A 14,986-nucleotide genomic window follows, 5' to 3' on the forward strand; every position below is an offset into this window, starting at 1 on the left:
GTTGTTCCGCCGATTTGTTGGGTGGGAAATCTTCCGGTAGAGTATTTACTCGTTGCCCCCCTAGCTCAGTGGTAGAGCGCGTTCTTGGTAAGAACGAGGTCACCGGATCGATTCCGGTGGGGGGCTCTGAATGAGGGCCTGTGTCAGGGCGGTCTTGACCGGCTTGACACAGGTTTTTCTCATTCGTGGCGGTGTAGCTCAGTTGGTTAGAGCGCACGACTCATAATCGTGAGGTCGGGAGATCGAGCCTCCCCACCGCTACAGGACAAGCCCCCGGAATCCGAGAGATTCCGGGGGCTTTTTGTGCCTTTCCCCAGGCAGAGACATCCGGGTACATCCTTGGAGCTGGATGACGCAAGCGGAGACGCCGGCCGCGATGAGCGTGCATCCCTGCTGACCACGGGCTGCTTTCGATCGCAGCTTCAGCCTGGAGGCGGGCGTATGCGGGCGTTATGGACCTTCGCGTGACGCGCGGGTTGTGGCGATGAGCAAGAGGATCGACTTCGTCGCGATCGAGACGACGAGGAGCGTAACGGCGGCGAGCACTCCAACTGTGATGGCCTGCCAGGCAAAGGGTTGGAGTAAGTGCAACCACGTGATTGCTAGCGCAGCTACGCTCGCCGCGGGGAAGGTGAATGACCAGAAGCCGATCGAGAACGGCAGTGCACGGTAGCGCGGCAACAGCATCACCTGGATCAACACCATCATCGCCGTCATCGCCGTCAACCCCTCAAAGACGTGATTGGGTCGGCCGCCGGAGATCGTAAGCCACGCTGCTGACGCGACGGCCGGGGGAGCCATCATGATCGCGAGTGTCGGGACGAGCGGTGCGGGCATGGTTGGACGGAGCGCGAGCCGGAGGAAGAAGAACACGGAGATCACCATCCAGAAGAAGATGCCGATTGCGAAGCTTCCCACGGCGAGCCAGTGAGGCCCCGTCTCTGCGGCAGCGAGTGCACCGACTAAACCGGCTGCACTGATGGGCAGGAAGTACCCGCCGTGAACGGATTCCAGTGGCAGCTCGCCGCGCATCCAGAAGTTCAGAATCCATGCGGCGAACGCGGCCGCGGCGGCGAGGGAGATCAACGTCAGCACGGTTCCGGCCATCGGAATCGTGCGGTGAAGGGCTGCTCCAAGCAGCATCGCGGCGATGGGAAGCAATGCCGCAAGCGGACCCTGAGCGAAGTGCGTGAGCTGATGAGAGAGCGGCTGATCGGTGCGCGCGCCGCGATACACGTGCACCGCGATGCTCCAGATCCAGGAGATCGCAGCGATCAGCCAAAACGCTTGCCCGAGCTCGAAGGGGAGGCCGAGCGCGGAGGTCGCCGCGGACCAAACTTGGGCGAGTCCCGCCAAGCCCAGGGGAATGGCGAGAGTGTTCAACGGGACGCGCGTGCGCACGCTTGTCGCAGAGGGGACGTGCGCCGAGAGCAGCTGAGCAGACAACGGAATGCCTTCCTGATAGGGCGTAAGAGGACCACTGGTCGGTCCCATCAGCAGTTTTTGACCTTGAAGTACAATAACATGCAAGTTACCCTGTTTCCATGGGTAGACCGATGCAGTTTGAGACGGACACGGCCGTCGACAAGGCGATGGAACTGTTTTGGCGTCAGGGGTACGCCGGGACCACACCGCAGGAGCTGGCCAGTGAGCTGGGGATCGGCAAAGGCAGTCTCTACAACACGTTTGAGAGCAAGCACGCCCTGTTTATGCGTGCTCTTCGGCGCTACAGCGAGAGGCGACTCGAGCACCTGACAGACCTATTCTTAGCGCCCGGGCCGATTGGGCCGCGTCTCAAAGAGGCGATGATTGTCCTTGCCGGCGTAGGCGAGCACCAGCGGGGGTGCGTCATGGTCAATGCTGCCGCGGAGCTCGGCCCTGCCGACGTCGACGTGAATCGCATCGCGGACGACCTCTTCACGCAAATCGAAGCGGTGTTTCGGCAAGCAATCGCGCAGGGGCAAAAGTCTGGAGAATTCGCTGTCGATCGGGTTGCCGACACTGCCGCTAGCCAACTACTTGCCTGCGTGATCGGGCTTAGCGTGCTCGTCAAGGCAGGTGGGCCGTCGGAGAGGTTCCGCGGCGTTATCGACGGCATCGTGGACGGATTGTGATGCCGAAGAGAATCCACGTTTAGACCTGGCCGCGAGCCGGTCAGTCTGATGCCGTGAAGACTTCATCTATCCGCCGATCGACGATTCCCGCCGCGCGCACCAAGCAGGGGCGGTGGCCCGCTCATTCCCCGTGAACCAGAGCGGGCCACCTACCGCGCCGTAGATGATCGAGACCCGTTACGGCCGCGGTAGACGGATGGTACGTCATCGACCTTGGGACCCGGGCGCACGGAACAAGAAAATGCCCCGCGCGGCCATGTAGGGCGGCGCGGGGCTTTCCCCGGCGCTTCAGTCTCTGTCCGGCTCGGCACGACGCCTTAGACCCTGGTGACGCCGATCCTTACGTTGGGGCAGGAGTCCGCATACCGGATCAGCGCCGCCTTCTCTGCGCTGTCCACCCGCAGGCCCCACCGGATCTTCACCGCGATCCACTGGCCGATGTAGGCGCATCTGTTCGCGGGAGGCATCCACGACTCCGGGCCCCTGGCCTGCTTGGCGGAGTTGAGCGCCGACGTCTGGGCACTGAGGGACCGGGCGTCGCCGAGATCGTTGTAGAACGCCACCCGGCGCGCCTGCGACCAGTAGCGCGCGCCCGAGCCCCACGCCTCGTGGACGGGGACGGTGTGGTCTATCTGAACCGTTGAGGCATATGTGTGAACACGGTTGTCCCAGGAGGTCACCCACCTTCCCCTGCTGGCGGTGCAGCCGCGGCTGGTGTAAGCGAGGGCGGCTTTGGACTCCTGGACCAGGACTTCCTGCCTGGTGTTTTGGCAGTCGCGGTTGGTGTCGTTCCAATCGCCAAAATACCGGGCCCTGTCGTAGCCGGCGTTGTTCTCGGCCGCCACCGCGAGCGACCGCGCCGCGGTGCGCAGCGGCGCTGAGTAGTTTGTGGCAGCCTCCGCCGGGACGGCCAGCCCGGCGAGCAGAAGTCCCGCGGCCACGGCGGACGCGGCGAGAGACCGGCCCAGCACCACGGGACTGGTGAATGTAGCGAGTGACGCCCGGATTCGGGCGTGCTTGAACCGGCCTGCCGGCATGGTTTCCCCCATTTGAGTTCATGAAAAGTGGCACCGATGGATGCGAAGACCAGCATGACAGTCCGGAATGCCCCGAAACCGATCCTTGATGGGGTCTTGATGCAATCCTGTGTGAATGCTGCGACTGGCCGCCGGCCGGGGCAGAGACGGAGGAATTGTGCCGGGCAGCGTTGGTTCCCGTTCGCTGTTATCCGCAGGCGTTGTAATCCGGACCAGCCGAATCTAACGTCGGACTGACTGCAGGCAAGCGGAAGCGGGAGGCGCGTCATGGCCAAACTGATCTACTCGGGAATCATGTCGCTCGACGGCTACACAGCGGACCGGGACGGGAACTTCGACTGGAGCGTCCCGGACGAGGAAGTGCACACCTTCGTCAACGAGCGCCAGCGGGATGTCGGCACCCATCTCTACGGCCGGCGGCTCTACGAAGTCATGCTCGCCTGGGAGGATCCCGGCGCCTTCACCGGCGAACCGCCCTATGTCCAGGAATTCGCGCAACTCTGGAAGGCAGCAGACAAGGTGGTGTACTCCCGAACGCTGCAGAATCCCGCCAGCGCGCGGACCCGGATCGAACGGGAGTTCAGTGCCGATGCGGTCAGCCGGCTCAAGACGGAAGCCGGCCAGGACCTGGCGGTGGGCGGCCCGGAGCTCGCAGCCTCTGCCATCAGGGCGGGGCTGGTGGACGAGTTCCAGATGTTCGTCTCGCCCGTGGCCGTTGGCGGCGGCAAGAGGTACCTCCCCGACGACGTCCGCCTGAACCTTGAGCTGCTCGAAGAACGGCGGTTCGGCAACGGCGTCGTGTTCCTCCGCTACGGCAACCGCACCTGACGCGTGCCGGCACGCAACCTCGCGCAGCCACAAAAGCGTGTGCTGGGACAAAACCCCGCGCTGGGACAGAATGGGAGGCATGACCCGAATCGCAATCATCGGCGGCCACGGCAAAGTGGCCCTCCAGCTGTCCGCCCTTCTCACCGGAGAGGGGCACAGCGTCACCTCCATCATCCGCAACCCCGATCACGCCGCGGACGTCGCAGCGACCGGCGCGTCGCCGTCGGTGCTTGACGTTGAAAATTCGACGACGGCGGAAATCGCCGCCGGGCTCCGGAACCACGACGCCGTGGTCTGGTCAGCCGGCGCCGGGGGAGGGAACCCGGAACGCACCTTGGCGGTGGACCGCGACGCCGCCATCCGCTCCATGGACGCCGCTACGGAGGCTGGTGTGCGCCGCTACGTCATGGTCTCCTACTTCGGTGCGGGCCCCAACCATGGCGTGCCGGCCGGCCACAGCTTCCATGCCTACGCCGAGGCCAAGGCGGCGGCAGATGAATACCTGCGCGGCAGCTCGCTGTCCTGGACCATCCTCGGCCCCGGTTCACTGACCGACGGCCCCGGGAACGGCCTGATCGACGTGGACCCCGCCGACGCCGCCTCCGGAACCAACACGTCCCGGGCCAACGTGGCCATCGTCGCCGCGGCCGTGCTGGACCTGCCGGGATGCGCAGGCCGGACCATCGAGTTCCGGGACGGCACCCTCCCGGTCTCGGCCGCACTGGAGCCGGTCAAGTAGCGCCGGCGGAGCGGCGGCAGGCCCCTCGGGGCGGCCGCCGTCGAAGAGTGCGGCCCGGCCCCCGGTAGGGTGGAATCGCACGGTTCGCCCTCCGGCTTCGGGGGCGCAGGGCCCAACACTCCGGGGAAAGTGAGCACATGGACCAGCTGGCACTCATTATCGGACTGCTGCTCGCCACGGTGGTGGCTGTAGGCCTGGGGGACCGGCTGCGGCTGCCTTACCCGGTCCTGATGCTCCTGCTGGCCGTGGCGCTGACTTTCATCCCCGGTTTCCCCGACCTGGAGATCTCGCCGGAGCTGATCCTGCCCATCTTCCTGCCGCCACTGCTGTTCGCCACCGCCCAACGCAGTTCCTGGGCGGTGTTCCGGGTCCGCTGGCGCACGCTCATCATGCTCGCGGTGGCCCTCGTGGTGATTTCCACCGCGGTGGTAGCCGGCGCCGCGTGGCTCATGATCCCGGGCATCGGCGTCCCCGCCGCCATCGCACTCGGCGCCATGGTGGCTCCGCCGGACCCGGTGGCGGTCGAGTCGGTTGCCGGCCGCGTCCGCATGCCCCGCCGCCTGATCACAGTGCTGCAGAGCGAAGGCCTCTTCAACGACGCCGCGGCCATCGTCATCTTCCAGGCCGCCGTCGCTGCAGCTGTTGGCGGCACCAGGATAGGACCCGACGTCGTCCTGCTGTTTGTGGTGGGCGCTGCCCTTGCGGTCGTGGTCGGGATCGCCATGGGCTGGCTGACGTCGCTGATCACCCGGCTCGTGCAATCGATGGTCGCCCGCAGCGCAGTCACCCTGGTGGTGCCGTTTGCCGCCTACATCCTGGCGGAAGAATTCCACGCGTCCGGTGTTATCGCCGTCGTGGTCACCGCCCTGGAGATGCAGCGGCACTCCCGCCCGCAGGACGCCGCCGAGCGGGTGACCCGGACGGCCTTCTGGGACGTGGTGGAGCTCCTCGTGACCGGACTGGCGTTCGGCCTCGTGGGCCTCGAAATCCAGGACGTCGTCCGCAAGGAAGGTGCCGGCATCCTCGGCATGGTGGGCACCGCCGTCGTGGTCTGCATCCTGGTGTTCGCCGTGCGGTTCGGCTGGCTCGGCCTGCTGGCCCTGTCGGCGCGCAAGCGCAAGAACCTGCTGCAGCCCACCTCCGCCAAAGAGGTGCTGATCCTGACCTGGTGCGGGATGCGCGGACTCGCTACCCTGGCCCTCGCGCTGGCTCTCCCGCTCACGCTTGCGGACGGCACGCCGTTCCCGGCGCGGGACGAGCTGCTGGTCATTGCCTGCGCGGTGCTGCTCGCCACGCTGGTCCTGCCGGGGCTCACGCTGCCCTGGCTGATGCGCGTCCTGAAGGCGTCCCAGGACGGAACCGAGGAGCGGGACGCGGCCCGGCTTCTGGCCAGGCGGGCCCAGGCGGCCGCCGTGGCGGCGCTCAAGGACACCGAGCTGATGAAGGAGCTGCCGCCGGAGAAGGTTGCGCTGGTGAAGGAAAAGATGACGCGGCTGCACGCCGAGCTGCTGGATGGCAGCCTCCGCAACGAGAGCCTGGCCGAGAAACGCGAGCGCGGCAGGGAGCTGGCCATCGCAGTCCAGACCATCGCCCTGGACGCCGCCCGGCAGGAAGTGGTGGCCGCGCGCAACGAGGCCGACATGGACCCGGAGGTCGCGGACAGGGTGCTCCGCCAGCTCGACCTGCGGACCATGATCATGCCGGAATAGGCTATTCAGGCAGGGGACTTAGGCCGGGACGGACAGCTCCAGGTCCAGGGTGTTTTTCTCCACGTAGTCCAGGGCGCACCTGACGGCACCCACCGTCACGATTGAGTCGCCCAGCGGGGAAACCGCCACCCGCGGCGGCGTCGCAGTGAACTCGGTCAGGCGTTCGGCGATCGGCCCAAGCAGCACACCCGCGGAATTTGCCACTGCGCCTCCGATGACCACCAGCTCCGGGTTGATGACCGTGGCCACGGCGCCAATCACCCGGGCCATCCTGTCGGCCAGCCTGTCGAGGATTTGCAAAGCCACTGCATCGCCCGCAGCGGCCGCGGCGAAAACATGTTCCGCTTCGGCGCCCTCCCGGGCATGCTCGCGGAGCGAGGTCTTGGCCCGCCCGGCAAGGGCCTCCCCTGCCCAGACACGCGCCAGGGTGGCAATCCCGAAGGTGTCGCCCACGCCCTCGACCATGTCGAGGAACGCCAGCTCGCCGGCGCCGCCGCCGCTGCCGTGCAGCAGCCGCCCGCCGTCGATCACTCCGGAACCGAAGCGTTCACTGGCCAGGATGACGACGACGTCGTCCACACCCGCCGCTGCGCCCCGCCAGCGGTCGCCGAGGGCCGCGAGGTTGGCGTCGTTTTCGAGCAGTACTGTCCACCCGCGGAGATCTTTCAGCGCGGCCTTGAGGCCGACGTCGAACAGACCCCAGAAGTGCTGGGCCGCCAGCACATTTCCGTGACGATCCACCGGCGCGGCGATGCCCGCGCAGACAGCGAGGACCGACTCGGGGGCAGCTCCCACACTGTGCAGCGCCGTCATGGCTGTCCGGTCAATGACGGCTATGCGTTCCTGAGCCGAGATTTCGGCGCCGGCGAACGGCTGGCTGGACCGCCCCAGCGTCATACCGCGGAGATCGGACACCACCACTGTGGCCTTGGAGACGCCCACGTCCATGCCAAGGACGTAGCCGGCGCGCTCGTTGAGCTCGAACCGGCGTGCCGGCCGGCCTTTCTGATAGCCGCCGAACGCGCGCTGGTTTTCCAGCTCCCTGATCCAGCCCCGCTCCATAAGGTCTTCGCACACCGAAATGGCCGTGGCCCGCGTGAGCCCGGTGGACTGCATGACTTCCGTGACCGTCACCGCCTCGGAGGCCCGCATGAAGTCCAGGACCGCACCGGCGCTCACGCGCCGCAGCAGCTGGGGCGTTGCCGCCGTCATTTCAGACATGGTGTTGACCTCCCTGTGCTTTGCACCACATAATACTTGAGGAACTAAATTTAGATTCCATATAAACTTAGAGCGTGTGGGCCGGACGGCCGCCGACCACTGGCTTTTCTTCCAGACATTCACCCAGCCTTTTGCAAAGGAGGAACCGTGAACAGCATCCTGAAGCAGCGCCCGCCCGGACCCCAGCCCGAATCCCGCCAGGCCCGCACGTCGGCCTCTGCCCTGTGAGCGCCGCCCCGCTTAGCAGGCGCGCGCTGCTGAAGGCCGCGGGCCTCGCCGGCGCCGCCTTCATGGCCCCCCTCTCCGGCTGCGGCGCCACGCCCAGCACCCAGAACGGCGTCACCACGCTGCGGTTCATGCAGAACAAGCCCGAAGTGGTGGACTACTTCAACCAGGTAATCAAGGACTTCGAGGCACTGAACCCGGACATCCGCGTGGTCCAGGACTTCAACGAGGGCAACTTTGTTCCGGGACTGGTCCGCAACGATCCGCCGGACGTTGTGACCCGCGGCTTCGCGCAGGCCACCGCAGACTTCGTCAGGAAGGGCATCTTCGCCGACCTTTCGGACATGCCCGTGGCTGCCACCATCGATCCGAAGATGCAGGACCTCGTCAGCTCCTGGGGCCAGTACAACGGCAACGAGATCAGTGCCCTGCCGTTCTCCCTGGCGGCCGCCGGCGTCATTTACAACCGCGACATTTTCGAGGCGCAGGGCGTCTCCGTACCCACCACTTGGGACGAGTTCGTGGCGGCCTGCGAAAAGTTCAAGGCGGCCGGCATCGCGCCGATCTATGGAACGTTCAAGGACCCCTGGACCCTCGCCCAGGGCATGTTCGACTACGTGTCCGGCGGTGCTCTGGATGTCGCGAAATTCTTCACAAAGCTCAACGCCAAGGGTGCAGACATCACCGCGGACGCCCCTGAGTCGTTTGCCAGCAACTTCGGACCGGCACTGCCCAAAATGCTCCAGCTGGCGTCCTTCGCGCAGAACGGAGCTGCCAGCAAGAACTATGCAGACGGCAACGCCGCCTTCGCCAAAGGCCAGGCGGCCATGTACCTGCAGGGTCCGTGGGCCCTCTCCCAGCTGGTCGCGGCCAATAAGGACATCAGGCTCGGAAGCTTCCCGCTGCCGGTGACGAACAACCCGGACGAGACCAAGGCCCGCGTGAACGTGGACATGGCGCTCTCCATCACCCGCAACACGCCGAACATGGCTGCCGCCCAGCGGTTCGTCAACTACCTGCTCGCGCCGTCAGTAGTCAACACCTACAACGAGAAGAACGCTGCGTTCTCGCCGCTCAAGGACGCTCCCGCCGTCAGCAATCCGCAGATCAGCGGGCTGGGCGCAGCGGTCGATGAGGCGCGCTACTTCCAGGGCGCTACCACCTACTTCCCGCCGTCGGTGCCGCTGAACAACTACATCCAGTCCTTCGTGTACAGCAAGAACGGCGAGCAGTTCCTGTCCGCCCTCGACGACGAATGGCGCCGCGTCGCCGAACGCACCGCGGTCTGACCCCCCACCCCGAATCCAGGAGCCTTCATGACTACAACATCCCGGGTGGCCCAGACAGCCCGTCCCGCAGGACGCAAGAGACCGACTTCCGCCCCTGCCAGCCCCCAAAGATTCCGGTCCAAGCACAAGATCGACCCCGCGTACTACTGGATGGTGGTGCCCGTACTGGCGCTGTTCGCCTTCTTTATCACCCTGCCGGCACTCGTGGGCGTCTTCTTCAGCCTCACGAACTATGCCGGCTACGGTGACTGGAAGTTCATCGGACTGTCCAATTACGTTAATATCTTCAAGGACCCGGCGATACTGCAGTCCTACATCTTCACGTTCGTGTTCGCCCTGACCACCACCGTGGTGGTCAACGTCGTGGCGCTCGCCATCGCCCTTGGCCTCAACGCCAAGATCAAGTGGCGCACCGGCATGCGCACCGTGTTCTTCATCCCCATGGTGCTCTCCGCCCTGATTGTCTCCTTTGTGTTCAACTACCTGTTCTCCAACACCCTCCCGGTGCTGGCTGAACAGTTCGGCTTCACGCCGCTGGCCACGAGCATCCTCGCCAACGAGAACCTTGCCTGGCTGGCCATCGTGATCGTCACCGTGTGGCAGGCAGCGCCCGGCGCCACCATCATCTACCTGGCCGGCCTCCAGAGCGTGCCGTCCGAGGTCTATGAAGCCGCGGACCTCGACGGCGCGGGCAGTTTCCGGCAGTTCCACAGCCTGACACTGCCGCTGATCATGGGGTACCTCGTGATCAATGTGATCCTCGGGTTCAAGGGCTTCCTCGGAACCTACGAGATCATCGTTGGCCTCACCGGCGGCGGTCCCGGCATGGCAACGCAGTCGGTGGCAATGCGCATCTTCTCCGGCTTCACGGGCGGCGATTATTCCTACCAGATGGCGAACGCCGTCATCTACTTCCTGATCACCTTGTTGATCTCCGTTATCCAGCTGCGCCTCATCCAGCGCCGGGGGGTTTCTCTCTAATGACCGCATCCACACTTCCAGAGCCCATTGCCAGGGCAGCGGCGTCCACCGGCATCAAGTACGGCTTCCGCAGGCCCGGGTCCTCGCCCGCGGGTAAAACCCGCCGCTCCAACCGCGAAGGCTTCAAGATCAACTGGTGGCTCACTGCCCTGATGGTGGTTGCCTCGCTGACCGTCCTGCTGCCGCTGTACTTCACCGTGGCCATGGCGCTGAAGTCGCCGGACCAGATCGGCACCGGTACTGGCCTGGAATGGCCAAACCCGATGAACTGGGAAAACTTCGTCGCCGCCTACGTGGCCACCAACTTCCCGCGGGCCTTCATGTCCACGGCGTTCGTCACCGTGTTCAGCGTCCTGGGGTCCCTGGCCTGCAGCTCACTCGTTGCCTACGCAATTGCCCGGAACTGGAACCGGAAGTTCTTCCGCGGCTCCTTCGTGTACCTGCTCTCCGCCATGTTCATCCCGTTCCCGGTGATCATCCTGCCCCTGATCAAGCAGACAGCACTGCTTGGCCTGGACAACCCGGCCGGCGTCGTGTTCCTGCACGTCCTTGGCGGCATCTCCTTCAACACGCTGCTGTACATCGCCTTCGTCCGCTCCATCCCGGTGGAACTGGAGGAATCGGCCCGTATGGACGGGGCCACCACGTGGCAGGTGTTCCGTAAGATCATCTTCCCGCTGCTGGCTCCGATGAACGCCACGGTGGGCATCTTCGCTTTCCTTGGCTCGTGGAACGACTTCCTGCTGCCCCAGATGATGATCGCGGACCCTGCCCTGCAGACCCTTCCCGTGGTGCAGATGCTTTTCCAGGGCGAATTCAACACCAACTACAGCCTCGCATTCGCGTCCTACCTGATGGCCATGGCACCCACCCTGGTGGTTTACATCCTGGCCCAGCGGTGGGTACTCTCCGGAGTTATGCGCGGGGCCGTCAAATAGACCCAACTTTCCCAATCCAGCACCAACCGCAACCACAAGAAAAGGATCATCCCTTGTCCACCACTGCCACGCTGGCAACCCTGTCCGATTCCGACCGTCTGGCCGATCCGAACTGGTGGCGCCAAGCCTCCGTCTACCAGATCTACCCCCGAAGCTTCTCCGACTCGAACGGTGACGGCCTGGGCGACATCAAGGGCATCACGGCCAAGGTTCCGTACCTGAAATCACTGGGGATCGACGCCGTCTGGCTGAGCCCGTTCTACCCGTCGGCTCTCGCCGACGGCGGCTACGACGTCGACGATTACCGCGACGTGGACCCGAAGCTGGGCACGCTGGCGGACTTCGACGAGATGGCCACCGCGCTGCACGCCGCGGGCATTAAGCTGATCGCCGACATCGTCCCGAACCACTCCTCGGACCGGCACGAGTGGTTCAAGGAAGCCCTCGCCTCCCCGAAGGGCTCGGCTGCCCGTGACCGCTACATCTTCCGCGACGGCAAGGGCCCCAACGGCGAGTTCGCGCCGTCGGACTGGGACTCAGTGTTCGGCGGACCGGCCTGGGAGCGTATCACCGAACCTGACGGCACACCCGGGCAGTGGTACATGCACATCTTCGCCAAGGAGCAGCCGGACCTGAACTGGGCCAACCGGGAGGTCCGCGACGACTTCCTCAAGACCCTGCGTTTCTGGTCGGACCGCGGCGTGGATGGCTTCCGCGTCGATGTGGCGCATGCCCTGACCAAGGACCTCACCGAACCGCTGCTGTCCAAGCTGGAGCTGAGCGCGGCAAACACCGGCACCGATGGTTTCGCCGACGGCTCGCACCCGTTCTGGGACCGCGACGAAGTCCACGAGGTCTACGCCGAGTGGCGCGAGGTCTTCAACGAATACAACCCGCCGCGCACCGCCGTTGCCGAGGCCTGGGTGCACGCCACCCGCCGTCCGCGCTACGCCAGCCCGGAGGGCCTGGGCCAGGCGTTCAACTTCGACCTGCTGCAGGCCGACTTCGACGCCGAGGAATTCAAGGAGATCATCACCCGCAACCTGGCCGAGGCCGCCGCCACCGGTGCGTCCTCCACCTGGGTGTTCTCGAACCACGACGTCGTCCGGCACGCCACCCGCTACGGCCTGCCCAAGGGATCCAAGGGCAAGAAGCACGCCAAGGGCCAGGACGGCAAGGACTGGCTGCTGGCCGGCGGGCCCAAAGAGGAGCTGGATGTGGAGCTCGGTCGGCGCCGCGCCCGCGCCGCCACCCTGCTGATGCTCGCGGTGCCCGGCTCGGCTTACCTGTACCAGGGCGAGGAACTCGGCCTCCAGGAAGTCGCCGACATCCCGGACGCAGAGCGCCAGGACCCCTCGTTCTTCCGCAACAAGGGCGTGGAGGTCGGCCGGGACGGCTGCCGTGTGCCGCTGCCGTGGTCCGTTGAGGGAACCTCGTTCGGATTCGGCGACGGCGGCGCCCACCTGCCGCAGCCGGACTGGTTCAGCAAGTACGCCGTCGAGGCGCAGGACGGCACCGAAGGCTCCACCCTTGAGCTTTACCGCAAGGCACTCAAGCTGCGCCGCGAACTGCAGGCCGAGGAAGAGCTCGAGTGGCTCGAAACCGGCAACCCGGAGGTCCTGCACTTCACCCGCCCCGGCGGCTGGCAGTCTGTGACCAACTTCGGGGACGAGGCTGTTGAGCTCCCCGCGGGCACGGTGCTGGTCAGCAGCGCCCCGCTAGAAGACGGCAAGCTGCCGGCCAACACCACGGCCTGGCTGCGCTGACGCCACAGCTGAGAACGGCTCAGTAACCCGTCCCGGTGGCGGTACCCGTTGGGGGTGCCGCCACCGGGGCTTTTTAACGGACTGTGCCTCCGCTGGAGGAAGTGAAAGAGTGATGCAATGACTGAAAATTCGATTCCGTCCGGCAGGCTCCTCTATGGCTGCATGGGCCTGGGAGGCAGCTGGTCAGATGACCCGCACACAACCACGGATGTGGAAACCGCCGCTGCCGCCATCGAGGCCGCGATGGACATCGGCGTCACGCTGTTCGACCATGCGGACATCTACCGCGGCGGCAAATCCGAGGCGGTGTTCGGCGAGGTCCTGGCCGCTTCGCCGGGCCTGCGTGACCGCATCCAGCTGCAGACCAAATGCGGCATCCGGCTCAACGAGCGGGGACTGGAGACCCACTACGACCTGAGCGGTGACGCCATCATCGAGCGGGTCAACGGCAGCCTCGAGCGCCTGCGCACGGACTACGTGGACGTCCTCCTGCTTCACCGCCCCGACCCCCTGGTGGACCCGGCGGAGGTGAGCGCCGCCGTCGGGAAGCTGATGGCCGAGGGCAAGGTGCGGGCGCTGGGCGTGTCCAACATGTCGGCTGCCCAGATCGAGTTCCTGCAGGACAGCCTCGAGACACCCGTGGTGGCCAACCAGCTGGAACTCAGCCTGCTCAAGCGGGACTGGCTGGAGAGCACGGTCCTCGTCAACCATCCGGAAGCCGGAAGCTACAGCTTCCCGCACGGGACGCTCGAATACTGCGCCAGGCACGGGATCACCCTGCAGGCCTACGGCGCCCTGGCGCGGGGACACTACACCGGCAATCCGCCCGAACGGGTCACACCTGCCGAGTCCGCCACCGCCGAGCTGCTTTCGGACATGGCGCGGGAGAAGGGAACAACCCGGGAGGCCGTGCTGCTGGGCTGGCTCATGAAGCACCCGGCGGGGATCGCCCCGGTGATCGGGACGGCGAATGCGGACCGGATCCGGGCCTGTGCCGGAGCCGCCCGTATGGCCGAGACCATGACCCGGGCCGAGTGGTACCGGCTCTGGGTCACCGCCCGGGGGAGCAACATCCCTTAAAGCCCAGCGAGCTCGCAGTTGGTGTCGTTTTGACGCCTCAAAACGACACCTTCTGCGAGCTAGATGGGGCAGGGCCCGACGGCGGGCCGCTAGTTCAGCGGGGCGACCTCCGAGTAGGTGGAGGAGTCGCCCTTGAGCGCCTGGCTCTGCGTGCCGTCCACGCTCACGGGAATGTCGCCGGCAATAGTCACGCGGTTGAGCTTGCGGGGCTGGCCGTCGTAGTTGTCCGGCGCGTAGTGCTGGGTGATCCGGTTGTCGAACAGCACCAGCTGGTTCGGCTCCCAGTTCACCCGCACTACGTTCTCGGGCCGGGTGACGTACGCCTGCAGCAGCCGGATGATGTCCTTGGACTCGGTGTTGGACAGGCCCACGATCCGCAGGCGCTGCGCGAAGCCCCCAATGAACAATCCGCGCTCGCCGGTCAGCGGGTGGACACGCACCACGGGGTGGGCAGTCTCGAACTTCAGCCGGGTGAACTCCTTGCGGCGCTGCTCAGCGTTCTGGTGCTCCAGGTTCTTGGGCACGGAGTAGTCGTAGTCATTGGTGTGGATGGCCCACAGCGTGTCCGCAAAGTTCCGCAGCTCATCGGGCAGGTCCCGGTAGGCGGCCGCGGAGGAGGCAATGAGTGTCTCGCCGCCGTAGGCCGGCAGGTCGATGCTGCGCAGCGTGGACGCCTGCGGCGGATTGACCACGAACGTGACGTCGGTGTGCCAGTTGTTGGCGGAGCCGTTTTCACTGTCCACCGGCAGGACGTTTTCCTCGCCCTCCACGGAGGCAACCGTAGGGTGGGCCTTGGTGAGCGGTCCGAAATGGCTGGCGAACTTCACCTGGGCCTCGTCGGAGAGGATGTTGGCTTCCCGGAAGAGGAGCGCCTTGTGCTCATTCAGGGCCGCGCGGATCTGCGCCACTGTCTCGGCACTGAGGTCCCCGCTGAGGTCCAGTCCGCGGATCTCGGCGCCGATGCGGGAGCCCAGCTTGGCGAATTCGAGCTTGGTTTCGGTGATAACGGTCATTGTTCTTCCTTACTGTCGTGTCGGTTGCGGTGGATGATCCTGCGGT

General features: G+C 65.6%; 13 protein-coding genes and 2 tRNA genes. 11 read left to right on the forward strand and 4 right to left on the reverse strand.

What is annotated here, in order from left to right; all coding sequences use genetic code 11:
- Window positions 1-54: 54 nt before the first annotated feature.
- Both LQ144_RS05175 and LQ144_RS05180 read left to right on the forward strand, forming a co-directional pair.
- Window positions 55-126: transfer RNA gene (locus LQ144_RS05175), tRNA-Thr, on the forward strand.
- Between the two features lie 61 nt (window positions 127-187).
- Window positions 188-261: transfer RNA gene (locus LQ144_RS05180), tRNA-Met, on the forward strand.
- Between the two features lie 189 nt (window positions 262-450).
- Here LQ144_RS05180 and LQ144_RS05185 read toward each other — a convergent pair.
- On the reverse strand, window positions 451-1,494 hold the full coding sequence (locus tag LQ144_RS05185; RefSeq protein WP_230117499.1) for a transporter: 1,044 nt from the start codon (window positions 1,492-1,494) through the stop codon (window positions 451-453).
- A gap of 62 nt (window positions 1,495-1,556) precedes the next feature.
- Between LQ144_RS05185 and LQ144_RS05190 the strand changes: the two genes are divergently transcribed.
- On the forward strand, window positions 1,557-2,114 hold the full coding sequence (locus LQ144_RS05190) for a TetR/AcrR family transcriptional regulator (protein WP_230117500.1): 558 nt from the start codon (window positions 1,557-1,559) through the stop codon (window positions 2,112-2,114).
- A gap of 317 nt (window positions 2,115-2,431) precedes the next feature.
- On the opposite strand, the gene LQ144_RS05195 is transcribed toward LQ144_RS05190, so the two are convergent.
- The gene (locus tag LQ144_RS05195) at window positions 2,432-3,163 is read right to left on the reverse strand and encodes an HNH endonuclease family protein (RefSeq protein ID WP_230117501.1); all 732 of its coding nucleotides are present in this window, start codon (window positions 3,161-3,163) and stop codon (window positions 2,432-2,434) included.
- 255 nt (window positions 3,164-3,418) lie between these two features.
- Between LQ144_RS05195 and LQ144_RS05200 the strand changes: the two genes are divergently transcribed.
- From LQ144_RS05200 to LQ144_RS05210, 3 genes are all read left to right on the forward strand, one after another.
- Window positions 3,419-3,979 (forward strand): dihydrofolate reductase family protein, encoded by a 561-nt coding sequence (locus tag LQ144_RS05200; protein ID WP_230117502.1) that lies wholly within the window; start codon window positions 3,419-3,421, stop codon window positions 3,977-3,979.
- Between the two features lie 79 nt (window positions 3,980-4,058).
- Window positions 4,059-4,718: an NAD(P)H-binding protein gene (locus LQ144_RS05205; RefSeq protein ID WP_230117503.1), complete on the forward strand. Its 660-nt coding sequence runs from the start codon at window positions 4,059-4,061 to the stop codon at window positions 4,716-4,718.
- A gap of 137 nt (window positions 4,719-4,855) precedes the next feature.
- Window positions 4,856-6,427, forward strand: coding sequence for a Na+/H+ antiporter (locus tag LQ144_RS05210; protein WP_230117504.1), 1,572 nt, complete (start codon window positions 4,856-4,858; stop codon window positions 6,425-6,427).
- An 18-nt stretch (window positions 6,428-6,445) separates the two neighbouring features.
- On the opposite strand, the gene LQ144_RS05215 is transcribed toward LQ144_RS05210, so the two are convergent.
- Window positions 6,446-7,648 (reverse strand): ROK family transcriptional regulator, encoded by a 1,203-nt coding sequence (locus tag LQ144_RS05215; protein WP_230117505.1) that lies wholly within the window; start codon window positions 7,646-7,648, stop codon window positions 6,446-6,448.
- Window positions 7,649-7,872: 224 nt separating this feature from the next.
- Between LQ144_RS05215 and LQ144_RS05220 the strand changes: the two genes are divergently transcribed.
- From LQ144_RS05220 to LQ144_RS05240, 5 genes are all read left to right on the forward strand, one after another.
- Window positions 7,873-9,162 carry an extracellular solute-binding protein gene (locus LQ144_RS05220; RefSeq protein WP_230117506.1) on the forward strand — a complete coding sequence of 430 codons (1,290 nt, stop codon included), beginning with the start codon at window positions 7,873-7,875 and terminating at the stop codon, window positions 9,160-9,162.
- 27 nt (window positions 9,163-9,189) lie between these two features.
- Window positions 9,190-10,143 carry a sugar ABC transporter permease gene (locus LQ144_RS05225; RefSeq protein WP_230117507.1) on the forward strand — a complete coding sequence of 318 codons (954 nt, stop codon included), beginning with the start codon at window positions 9,190-9,192 and terminating at the stop codon, window positions 10,141-10,143.
- The gene (locus LQ144_RS05230; RefSeq protein WP_290369716.1) at window positions 10,143-11,081 is read left to right on the forward strand and encodes a carbohydrate ABC transporter permease; all 939 of its coding nucleotides are present in this window, start codon (window positions 10,143-10,145) and stop codon (window positions 11,079-11,081) included. Before LQ144_RS05225 ends, LQ144_RS05230 begins: the two co-directional genes overlap by 1 nt.
- Window positions 11,082-11,134: 53 nt before the next feature.
- Window positions 11,135-12,847 (forward strand): glycoside hydrolase family 13 protein, encoded by a 1,713-nt coding sequence (locus tag LQ144_RS05235; protein WP_230117508.1) that lies wholly within the window; start codon window positions 11,135-11,137, stop codon window positions 12,845-12,847.
- A gap of 117 nt (window positions 12,848-12,964) precedes the next feature.
- Window positions 12,965-13,927 (forward strand): aldo/keto reductase, encoded by a 963-nt coding sequence (locus LQ144_RS05240; protein ID WP_230117509.1) that lies wholly within the window; start codon window positions 12,965-12,967, stop codon window positions 13,925-13,927.
- A gap of 89 nt (window positions 13,928-14,016) precedes the next feature.
- Here the strand turns inward: LQ144_RS05240 and LQ144_RS05245 are convergent, their stop codons facing one another.
- On the reverse strand, window positions 14,017-14,940 hold the full coding sequence (locus LQ144_RS05245) for a TauD/TfdA family dioxygenase (protein WP_230117510.1): 924 nt from the start codon (window positions 14,938-14,940) through the stop codon (window positions 14,017-14,019).
- Window positions 14,941-14,986 lie beyond the last annotated feature (46 nt).

The organism is Arthrobacter sp. Bi83 (assembly GCF_918698095.1).
Taxonomy (GTDB): Bacteria; Actinomycetota; Actinomycetes; order Actinomycetales; family Micrococcaceae; genus Arthrobacter.

Excerpts from the sequence above, each read along its gene's own strand:
- LQ144_RS05185 (WP_230117499.1), bottom strand. The coding sequence starts at position 1,494 with ATGGGACCGACCAGTGGTCCTCTTACGCCCTATCAGGAAGGCATTCCG.
- LQ144_RS05190 (WP_230117500.1), top strand. The coding sequence starts at position 1,557 with ATGCAGTTTGAGACGGACACGGCCGTCGACAAGGCGATGGAACTGTTT.
- LQ144_RS05195 (WP_230117501.1), bottom strand. The coding sequence starts at position 3,163 with ATGGGGGAAACCATGCCGGCAGGCCGGTTCAAGCACGCCCGAATCCGG.
- LQ144_RS05200 (WP_230117502.1), top strand. The coding sequence starts at position 3,419 with ATGGCCAAACTGATCTACTCGGGAATCATGTCGCTCGACGGCTACACA.
- LQ144_RS05205 (WP_230117503.1), top strand. The coding sequence starts at position 4,059 with ATGACCCGAATCGCAATCATCGGCGGCCACGGCAAAGTGGCCCTCCAG.
- LQ144_RS05210 (WP_230117504.1), top strand. The coding sequence starts at position 4,856 with ATGGACCAGCTGGCACTCATTATCGGACTGCTGCTCGCCACGGTGGTG.
- LQ144_RS05215 (WP_230117505.1), bottom strand. The coding sequence starts at position 7,648 with ATGTCTGAAATGACGGCGGCAACGCCCCAGCTGCTGCGGCGCGTGAGC.
- LQ144_RS05225 (WP_230117507.1), top strand. The coding sequence starts at position 9,190 with ATGACTACAACATCCCGGGTGGCCCAGACAGCCCGTCCCGCAGGACGC.
- LQ144_RS05230 (WP_290369716.1), top strand. The coding sequence starts at position 10,143 with ATGACCGCATCCACACTTCCAGAGCCCATTGCCAGGGCAGCGGCGTCC.
- LQ144_RS05240 (WP_230117509.1), top strand. The coding sequence starts at position 12,965 with ATGACTGAAAATTCGATTCCGTCCGGCAGGCTCCTCTATGGCTGCATG.
- LQ144_RS05245 (WP_230117510.1), bottom strand. The coding sequence starts at position 14,940 with ATGACCGTTATCACCGAAACCAAGCTCGAATTCGCCAAGCTGGGCTCC.